The 8,924-nt window shown below is 51.0% G+C and carries 9 protein-coding genes; 1 reads left to right on the top strand and 8 read right to left on the bottom strand.

The genetic code is table 11. The features are described 5' to 3' along the window. Positions 1-61 precede the first annotated feature (61 nt). From AQR02_RS04665 to AQR02_RS04640, 6 genes are all read right to left on the bottom strand, one after another. Positions 62-814: an ABC transporter permease gene (locus tag AQR02_RS04665; RefSeq protein WP_054939585.1), complete on the bottom strand. Its 753-nt coding sequence runs from the start codon at positions 812-814 to the stop codon at positions 62-64. After that, positions 811-1,632 carry an ABC transporter ATP-binding protein gene (locus AQR02_RS04660; protein WP_082451632.1) on the bottom strand — a complete coding sequence of 274 codons (822 nt, stop codon included), beginning with the start codon at positions 1,630-1,632 and terminating at the stop codon, positions 811-813. Before AQR02_RS04660 ends, AQR02_RS04665 begins: the two co-directional genes overlap by 4 nt. A gap of 11 nt (positions 1,633-1,643) precedes the next feature. Next, positions 1,644-2,648 (bottom strand): ABC transporter substrate-binding protein, encoded by a 1,005-nt coding sequence (locus AQR02_RS04655; protein ID WP_054939584.1) that lies wholly within the window; start codon positions 2,646-2,648, stop codon positions 1,644-1,646. A gap of 66 nt (positions 2,649-2,714) precedes the next feature. Beyond that, a complete protein-coding gene (gene biuH, locus AQR02_RS04650) occupies positions 2,715-3,398 on the bottom strand; it encodes a biuret amidohydrolase (RefSeq protein ID WP_054939583.1) in 684 nt (227 codons plus the stop codon). A gap of 350 nt (positions 3,399-3,748) precedes the next feature. Next, entirely contained in the window at positions 3,749-4,270 is a 522-nt protein-coding gene (locus tag AQR02_RS04645; protein ID WP_054939582.1) for a MarR family winged helix-turn-helix transcriptional regulator, read from the bottom strand. Positions 4,271-4,306: 36 nt separating this feature from the next. Further along, positions 4,307-4,738: a MarR family winged helix-turn-helix transcriptional regulator gene (locus tag AQR02_RS04640; protein WP_054941989.1), complete on the bottom strand. Its 432-nt coding sequence runs from the start codon at positions 4,736-4,738 to the stop codon at positions 4,307-4,309. Positions 4,739-4,910: 172 nt separating this feature from the next. Here AQR02_RS04640 and AQR02_RS04635 point away from each other — a divergent pair, with 172 nt between their 5' ends. After that, complete coding sequence (locus AQR02_RS04635; protein ID WP_054939581.1) at positions 4,911-5,366, top strand: CBS domain-containing protein; 456 nt, start codon at positions 4,911-4,913, stop codon at positions 5,364-5,366. Positions 5,367-5,426: 60 nt separating this feature from the next. On the opposite strand, the gene AQR02_RS35090 is transcribed toward AQR02_RS04635, so the two are convergent. Together AQR02_RS35090 and AQR02_RS32285 are read right to left on the bottom strand one after the other, a co-directional pair. Next, positions 5,427-5,549 (bottom strand): hypothetical protein, encoded by a 123-nt coding sequence (locus AQR02_RS35090; protein ID WP_280818596.1) that lies wholly within the window; start codon positions 5,547-5,549, stop codon positions 5,427-5,429. A gap of 235 nt (positions 5,550-5,784) precedes the next feature. Beyond that, positions 5,785-8,924: S-layer homology domain-containing protein (locus tag AQR02_RS32285; RefSeq protein WP_167347603.1), on the bottom strand; the 3,140-nt coding region annotated here is incomplete at its 5' end.

Raw genomic sequence — 8,924 nt, 5'->3', positions numbered from 1 at the left:
GACTTAAGACCTGACGTATCATGCGGGGCACCGGCAGGCACCTTTATTACCGAGCATTTCATCACAGATCATCGCTCCTTGTCCAAAAGATAACTTTTTTCTCCAGCAGTCCGATACACCAGAACAGCAGCAGCCCGCAAGCCGCCGAAGCGATAATCGCCGAGAACATCACCGGGGTATCCATATGATAGGACGAGACCAGAACAACATATCCAAGCCCTTTAGTCGCACCGACGAATTCGCCGACAATAGCTCCGACAATCGCCAGTGAGGTCGAGATTTTGAGTGCAGAGAAAATGTACGGCAGACTTGTCGGCAGGCGCAGCTTCCAGAAAATTTCCCACTTCGTCCCTTTATAAGTAGAAAACAGCTCCCATGCTTCATATTCAATCGCCTTAAGTCCTTTGACACTGTTCACCAGTATCGGGAAAAAGCAGATCAGCGTGGACGCCACTACCTTGGAGGAATATCCGGTCCCTAGCCATACAACCAGCAGAGGGGCCAAAGCCACAAGCGGTGTTGTCTTAAGGGCAATCGCCAGCGGAAAAGCACCCTTCTCAATCGGTTTTGAATGTACAAAAATTACGGCTGTAACAAATCCCAGAATGTTGGCCAGCATAAATCCGGCCAGAGATTCCATCAGGGTAACAAGCATATGTGAGCCTAAAGAGGCTTCAACTGCTGATAAGACGGCAGTGGGAGCAGGCAGCAAATATACCGGGATGGAGAAGAGCCGTACGGCCAATTCCCAGAGCACCAGAAACCCCAGGCCGAACCCGAACGGATACAGGCTGTCTTTAAGCTTGGCTGTCATAAATGCTTCACCCTCTTTCTCAGTTCCTTGACTGTATAGTGGAATTCCGGCAGCTCCTCCATCCCCGCCTCCCGCGGCGAGGGCAACGGAACCCGGATAATATCCGTAACTCCGGCAGGCCGGGGCGACATCATCACCACCCGGTCAGACAGCAGCACCGACTCCTGAATCGAGTGTGTAACCATAACGATGCTGCTAAGGCTGGTTTCGGGGCTCTCCCATAGGCGGAGCAGCTCGAAATTCAGTTTCTCGCGGGTCAATTCATCCAGGGCACCAAAGGGCTCATCCATCAAAAGCACCGCCGGATCAGCTGCCAGCGCCCTGGCAATTGCCGCCCGCTGCTGCATGCCGCCGCTTAGCTGATGCGGAAAATGATTCATAAAATCCTGCAGCCCCACCAGGCGCAGCGCACTTTCCGCCTTCTCCCGCGCTTCTTGCTTCGTGAACTTCTTCTTGTTGCCGAGTTCGAGCGGAAGAATGACATTCTGAACAGCCGTCAGCCAAGGCATAAGCACCGGCTTCTGAAAAACCATGCCCAGCGACAGGTCGGAGGAAGCATAAGTGACCTGCCCGCCCCTGTCGGGATCAAGCAGCTGCAGCATCAGCCTCAGCATGGTCGATTTTCCGCAGCCGCTCGGACCGAGTATGGAAATGAATTCATTACGGTATACATCCAGATTCACCCGGTTAAGCACCTGCACCTCTCCGAAGGACAGGGAACAGTCGGATAACGAGAGCATCACTTCCCGCTCTTTGGATTCCTGTAAGGGGCGTTGGCCTACAATGAGATTCTTCTGTTCCTTTGTCACTGCCGTCATAAGACCGCCTCCTATTCCAGGTATTCGTTCGTAAACAGCGTCTTCAGATCCTGCTCTTTCTTCACAAAACCAAGCTCAATCAAACTCTTTTGCAGGGTCCCCCATGCTTCTTCCTCCGTCGAACCAAGCGGCAACTGCTCGGGTTCCAGCAGTGGAATGCTTGCCTTCATCATCGCTACCTCATGATCCAGATCCAGCTTGTCTCCATATTTCAAACCGAATTCCGCCGCCTCTTCCGGGTTCTTCAATGCGTAGTCCCAGCCTTTCATGGACGCCTGCACGAAGCTCTTGACCATCTCAGGATCTTTTTTAATAATAGATTCCGTTGTAAACAGCGTATCCGCATAAAAATTGATGCCGTAATCGTTCGGATCAATGATGTTCACTTCTTTGCCCTGCTCCTGCACAGCCAGCACTTCATTAATTACGTACCCCGGCCACGCCTTCACCTGTCCTGTCAGCAGCGGACTAAGATCATATTTGATAGGCATTTCCTCGATTTCCGGAGTTTTTATGCCTGCGCTTTTCTCCATAGCCCGGAATGTCAACTCTTCATTGCCGCCCAGCTTAATGCCTACTTTCTGGCCGACAAGATCCTCCATTGTGGAAATACCCGACTCTTTCAGCGCGAACATCACAAAGGGCGTTTTGCGGTAAATCGTCGACACTCCCTTGACAGGCACTCCCTTTTCTCTGGCAATAATAATCTGATCCGCTCCGGTTACCCCAAACTGCTCACTGCCGGAAGCCACCATCTGCACCGCCGGAAAATCCGATCCCCCCGGCCGAATGTCCACATCCAGTCCTGCATCCTTGTAAAAACCTTTCTCAACAGCGGTATAAAAGCCGGCAAATTGCGCCTGGTGAATCCATTTCAGTCTCAGTACAACCTTCTTTAGCTCCCCCGAATCTCCTTGACCGTCAGCTTTGAGGGTCTCTCCGGAGCCGCAGGCGGTAATCAGCAGCATCAGCGACGATAACAGGACGAGCATTGCTTTTCTGAACTTTTTCGACATATGATATTCCCCCGTTATGATGTATTTGTAGCCATAGTAATCAATATCGATCAGCGGTGAACAAGCCTAATACTGTTCCAGTGCTTTCAGGACCTCTCCGGAGTGGCTTACGCTCCCGAAAACGCCCCCCTGCATCTTCACCATTTCCAGTGCGGCCTGATGATTGCGGGGATCTGTTGCTCCGGTGCAGTCCTCCAGAATCAGACATTCGTACCCCCGGTCATTCGCTTCCCGCATAGTGGTGTGAACACATACATCCGTAGTGATTCCTGTAAGAATCAGGTGGGTGATTCCCCTGTTCTTCAATATCAGGTCGAGGTCCGTTGCATAAAAGCTTCCCTTTCCGGGCTTATCGATGATAAATTCGCCAGGTGCGGGTGCAAGCTCCTCAATAATCTGCCAGCCGCGTTCTCCCCGGACTAGAATCCGTCCTGCAGGACCATCAGACCCAATCTCTGCCCCAATCTGTCTGCTGCGCCACCGCTTGTTGGCAGGCAGATCCGATAAATCCGGTTTATGCCCTTCCCTCGTATGAATGATAGTGAAGCCTTCAACACGGCGGATACGCTCAAGCAACCGTTGAATCGGCTTAATGGCTTTAGCCGTCAAGGAAAGATCGTAACCCATCTGCTCTACGTACCCTCCCTTACCGCAGAAGTCTGTTTGCATATCGATAATCATAAGCGCCGTCTTCCGGGGATTCAGGTCTCCGTCGTAAGGCCACACATAAGGCGATGCTGTGATCTGCATACTATCGTTTCCTCCCTGCATTAGTTGCTTTATTTGCGTTAATTTATATAACATCGTTTTCTGTAACTTTCCTATGAGTTAGATTATATTACAACAAATTTCATATGTCTCCGTTTTTATTACAAGAATCAGCTATATGAATTCGTTATTTTTACAAATATATCACTACATGTTACTTATAATTACATAAATTAGGTCTTCTAACGCACTTTTTCGACTGAATATGGGATATACATTTCGTCTCTTTTTCCCTTCTGGGCCGGCGTTTGTCCGCTGCCTCCGCACAATCCGGTTATATTCCCACGAAAAAAAGCCTTGCAGAGAAATTCTCTACAAGGCTTCATTCATCGTTATCCTATTTCTGCTGCCTGCAGCTCTCCGTCCGACTGTTCGTCCGTGAACCGCTGCCTTACTTCATCCATCACAGTCCGCAGACGCTCGCAGGTGACAATCAGCTGGTCGACCTCTTCCCGGCCCACCTTGTCAACAATCTCGTTCAGGATGCAGGAATACCGTTCCATTGTTTGTTCGAAAACCAGCCGCCCCTGCTCCGTCAGGCTGATATAGATCACCCGCCGGTCTGTTTCGGACATGGAGCGCTCGACATAACCCTTCTCTTCCAGAGAGCTGACAGCCTGGGAAGCGGTGGGTCTGCTGATTTGCAGCAGCTCGCTTAATTTGGACACCATCACCCCCGGGTATTCCGGTGTATCCGGTTCTAACCGTTCCTTCTTCATCATGACATGGATGACGAACATCATGAGAAATTCCCCGTGAGGAATAGAATCATTCCATTTGGTGCGTGTGGCCAGGCGTTTGATGTTCTCGAATGCGATAAGCAGCTTTTCTTCTTGAAGATCCTGGGGATTCATAAGACACCTCCGGTTATAAAAGTCAGACCATTACGTTTACATCACCCGGAAAATTGCTTCATTCAGTTTCTGCAGCAGCTGGCCGAAATGCTCGCGTTCCTCTTCGCTCCAGTCTTCGAGCAGCTGTCCGATTTTGTCCTGGCGGATGTCCGTGTCCTTCTTCAGCATGTCCAAGCCTAAATCAGAGATTTGCAGCGTATAGGCTCTGCCGTCCAAAGGATCTGGTATACGGATCACATACCCTTTCTGCTCAAGTGCCGAAGCCTGCCTGCTGATCGTGGAAATATCTAGGTGAAACTCATCAGCCAGCGCCTTCACCCCGGCGGAGCCGTTCGAGGCAATCTGATGCAGCAGCAGATAGGCAGAGTGGTCCAGGATGCCGTATTTTTTGTAGGTGCTGATCGAAGTCAGCCGGCGGCTGAGAATGGCCATCTCCAGTTCAATCGTTTCTAACGGGCGTTTGTCCATGATGTGCAGCAACCTTTCTTTCCACTCTTTTCTCTATGAATAACAGCTCAAATTAGTTGTAAGATGCAGCGGTCATTGACTTCACACATGCAACTTGTATAATACAAGTATATACTTTCATTATACAAGTTATTTTCATAAAAGCTAGTCCATTCTTACTTGGGGGAACCTTATGAAAGCGCATGAATTCATGGTCAGACAGGTCTATAAGGTCAAGGAATATGACACCGTACGGACCTTTATCGAAAAATGCATTGAGCACCGGATCAGCGGCATGCCGGTCATCAACGACCGAAATGAAATTGTTGCTTATTTAAGCGATGGGGACATTATGCGCTATATCGGCAAACATGATGACCTCATTGTGGACTCTTTTTTCCAAGTGAATGTGATCAAAGGCGATGAGGATGAATTTGAGGAACGGACCCGGCGGCTGCTGAATCTTAATGTAATGGCCATCGCCAAAAAGAAAGTCATCACGGTGCCCTGGGACGAGGATATCGAACGGATTGCCGCCATTCTGGGCAAAAAACAGATCAAAAAAGTACCTGTTGAACGAAACCGGGTCCTCGTTGGCATTATCAGCCGGGGCGACGTCATCCGTCATTCGTTTAAATCGCTGTTATAGTTATTACAGGGTATAGAAGGACTGCGCCACAGTTCTCCTGAACCCTTTATTGTCACCCGGCTATCTATTCGGAAGATCCAGCCCGCAAAGCCCGTAAAAGAACAGATGCAGCAGCTCCTCCAAAATCTGTTCCCTGACTTCATGTTTGCCCACCGCATCCAGCATCTCCCCGGAACTCTTCATATACAACTGAATCAGCAGCAGAATTTACCGCCCCGGCGAGATCGTACAAGGCACGGCAAATATCGGCTGGATATCCTTCTGGCTGCTGCTGACCGGGCTGCTGTGCTTCGCCGCAGGCATTCAGATTTTCTCGCGGCGCGATTTGCCGCTTTAATTTCATTCCTGCACAAAGAAGCCTGTTTGAAGCCGGGGGCTACCCGGAATTCAAACAGGCCTCTGTTGTTATTGCTTACGCTTAGTCGGCGATAACTTCCTTGCCGTTCTGCACAGTGTATTTGTGGTTAAGGCTGGCTTCTTCGATATCGGCAAATGCCCAGTGGGTAACCGGAACATCAGAGAAGCTGGAGCGGGTCACGCCGCTAAGCGGACCTCTTCCGAACAGGCGGTTAATCACAGTAACCGCTTCTGCACGGGTCAGCGACTTGGCCGGAGCAAAGCTGCCGTCCGCGAAGCCTGTCATCAGTCCCGCTGCTTTCACGGCATCGATGGCCCCTGCGGCCCAGTGTTTGTTTACATCGGCAATTACTGAAACAGCTGCGCTGCTCTCGTCAAAGGACAATTGCTTCAGGCGTGCGCTCAGTATTGCCATCTCTGCGCGCGTTACCGCACGTTCCGGATTGAAGCTGCCGTCAGGATCGCCTTTCATCACACCGGCTGCGGCAACTTTGGCAATATCAGCCGCTGCCCAGTGCTTCGCAGATACATCTGTAAAGACTACTCCTGATGCTGCTGCTTCAGTGCCTAAGTTGCGGGCAAGGAGTGCTGCAAGTTCGGCCCGTGTCAGCGCACGGTCTGGCTTGAAGGTGCCATCCTCATAGCCCTTGATATAAGCAGCATGGGAATAAACTGTATCTGTTGCAGTTGCTGTATCATTAGGTACCACTACAGGTGCAGCAGGTGTAGAAGGTGTAGACGGGCCAGTGACAATGCTTCCCGGAAGGGAAGTGCTGGTTTCTACAATGCTAAAGCTGCTGAATTTAGAGATGTCGAACAAGATGCCATATGGTTCGTTCTTATCGTTGTTAACGACAGTGCCTTTGGACAGCTCAATGGTACCGTCGCTGTGCACAATATATACCGCAAGGCTGCTGGCATTCATTGTACTGACATCCACACCGTTTTTAGCAAATGGAAGCATCAACTGTGTGTTATATCCGGTGTAATTGGTCTCGATATCCAGCGGCTGGCTCAGCGCCTTCAGGTTCTGGTTATCATAGGATGAAGGAACCTGGTTCTTTGCATCGTTGGTATTGCGGGCAGGCACAATCCGGAAATACAGATCTTGATTGTCGGCCATCATGGACCGCAGAGTAGATGCATCCAGCGAAATCGTTGAATATTCGTTCTGGATATTCAGGTTGAAGCTATTTGTACCGAGCAGTGCAACAGTTGCTGCCGGAACCTCAGCAGCGATTTCGTCAGCAGCATCGCCCGGCAATTCATCAATGTAGATCGTAGATGAATTGTTGTAGCCAGGTACAGAAGCAGTGACAATCTCCTGTGCCTTAGCCGAATCAAATACTACCTTGTCAATCTTCGAGCTGGTACCGTCTGCTGCGGTAACGTTTATTCGTTTGACCGGAACCAGTGCGGTGTTGTCCGACTGATCCTTCGCTTTGACATTGCGGATATTGCTCGTGTCCTCGACCTTAATTGCTCCGCTGGCTGTTACAACAACCAGGAAGGTACGGGTCTTCGTTTCACCATCGCGGCTGACCGTCGCGCTGAGAACTACAGCTTCATCCTCGGCACCGCGGTGTACAATGGCATTTATGCTGCCGTCCGTTGCGGAAGGAATCCCAACAACCTGCGGCTTACTGGAAGTCCAGCTGACCTGTGTACCGAAGCCTCCGGTAGTTGGCAGGGACAGGGAAGTTAGAACATTCTCCCAGGTTTCGCCTTCGGTGTAGCCGATTTGAAGTGTCTTGGAAGCTTCATTCACAACGTCCGCAGACTTAATCGCTACGGTAACACTTAGTGGTGCACTTTCTGTTCTCAGCTTCTCTCTAAGAGTTACAGTCAGTGTATCTCCTTCAGCCAGCGGTAATCCTGTAAAGGTCAGCGGTCCAGCAACTTCCCCGGTATTGGTTACACTGGCAAGCAGCTTGCCTTCCTTGGTGTAGATGGAAACAACAGCTCCGGCCGGCACCTGATTTACAGTGAATGTACCATCAATGGCGCTGATTACAATGTTGCCTGCCTGCGGCTGAGCAGACTGCTCATAGACAGCGGCAACTTCTACCTTCGCGCTTTGCGCTTTGTTCGTTTCCGTGAAGCTGACCTTCACGACCTGCCCCGGCTCCAGACCGTTCACGTCAAAATGGAATTCAGCCGGAGCTCCGGTATCATTGAAGCTTGTACCCAGCAGCGTAGTGCCATCCTCCGCATAGACGGAAACCGTGACACTGGCTGGAACATTTCTTACTGTAACAACACCAGTTGTAGCATTAGCGGTCAGATTTCCGGCAGCAGGCGCCTGAGTAGGCTCATAGGCTACAGGAATCTCGGTGAGCGGGCTTTGATCCTTACCAAGCTCCCGTGTGCCGACCTTTAGAATCTGACCATCGGCTAGTCCGGTAGCTATGGCAATTGTCAATTCAGCCGGGCTTCCGCTCTCATTCACAGCTGTTGCCAGTTCGGTGACGCCATCTTCGGCATATACGGTTACTGTTCCACCTGCCGGTACATTCTTCACGGTGACCGTAGATGAAGTTGCATTGGCGATAATATCCGCCGCTACCGGTGCGCTTGTTACTTCATTGTGCACAGTGATGGCCGTCAGCGGACTCTCCGACATTTCCGGTTCGGTCAGACTGACTTTGATTTCATCCCCGGATTGTAATCCTGCCTGTACCGGCACGGTTACTTCCCCGGATGTTTCCGCCTCATTCTTGGCTGTTCCCAGCACGGTAACACCGTCGGCTGCGTAGACAGTAACCCCGGCACCGGCTGGTACCTTGTTCACAGTCACAGTATCCTTTGTAGCATTGGCGATAATATCCGCCGCTACCGGTGCGCTTGTCACTTCATTGTGGACAGTGATGTCCGTCAGCGGACTCTCCGACATTTCCCGTTCGGTCAGGCTGACTTTGATCACATCCCCGGACTTCAATCCTGCCGGTACAGGCACGGTCACTTCCCCTGTTGTTTCCGCTTCATTTTTGGCCGTTCCCAGTACTGTCACGCCATCGGCTGCGTAGACAGTAACCTCAGCACCGGCCGGCACCTTCGTCACAGTCACAGTATCTTTTGTAGCATTGGCAGTCATTTCCGCCGCTGCGGGTACACTTGTTACTTCATTGTGTGCGGTAATGTCCGTCAGCGGACTTTCCGACTTTTCCCGTTCGGTCAGGCTGACTTTGATCACATCCCCGG

Source organism: Paenibacillus ihuae (genome assembly GCF_001368795.1).
Taxonomy (GTDB): domain Bacteria; phylum Bacillota; class Bacilli; order Paenibacillales; family Paenibacillaceae; genus Paenibacillus_AQ; species Paenibacillus_AQ ihuae.
This window is presented reverse-complemented; position numbering and strand designations above follow the sequence as displayed.

Bases quoted from the DNA above. Each gene is read 5' to 3' on its own strand.
- AQR02_RS04665 (WP_054939585.1), bottom strand. From the start codon at position 814: ATGACAGCCAAGCTTAAAGACAGCCTGTATCCGTTCGGGTTCGGCCTG.
- AQR02_RS04660 (WP_082451632.1), bottom strand. From the start codon at position 1,632: ATGACGGCAGTGACAAAGGAACAGAAGAATCTCATTGTAGGCCAACGC.
- AQR02_RS04655 (WP_054939584.1), bottom strand. From the start codon at position 2,648: ATGTCGAAAAAGTTCAGAAAAGCAATGCTCGTCCTGTTATCGTCGCTG.
- biuH (WP_054939583.1), bottom strand. From the start codon at position 3,398: ATGCAGATCACAGCATCGCCTTATGTGTGGCCTTACGACGGAGACCTG.
- AQR02_RS04645 (WP_054939582.1), bottom strand. From the start codon at position 4,270: ATGAATCCCCAGGATCTTCAAGAAGAAAAGCTGCTTATCGCATTCGAG.
- AQR02_RS04640 (WP_054941989.1), bottom strand. From the start codon at position 4,738: ATGGACAAACGCCCGTTAGAAACGATTGAACTGGAGATGGCCATTCTC.
- AQR02_RS04635 (WP_054939581.1), top strand. From the start codon at position 4,911: ATGAAAGCGCATGAATTCATGGTCAGACAGGTCTATAAGGTCAAGGAA.
- AQR02_RS35090 (WP_280818596.1), bottom strand. From the start codon at position 5,549: ATGAAGAGTTCCGGGGAGATGCTGGATGCGGTGGGCAAACATGAAGTC.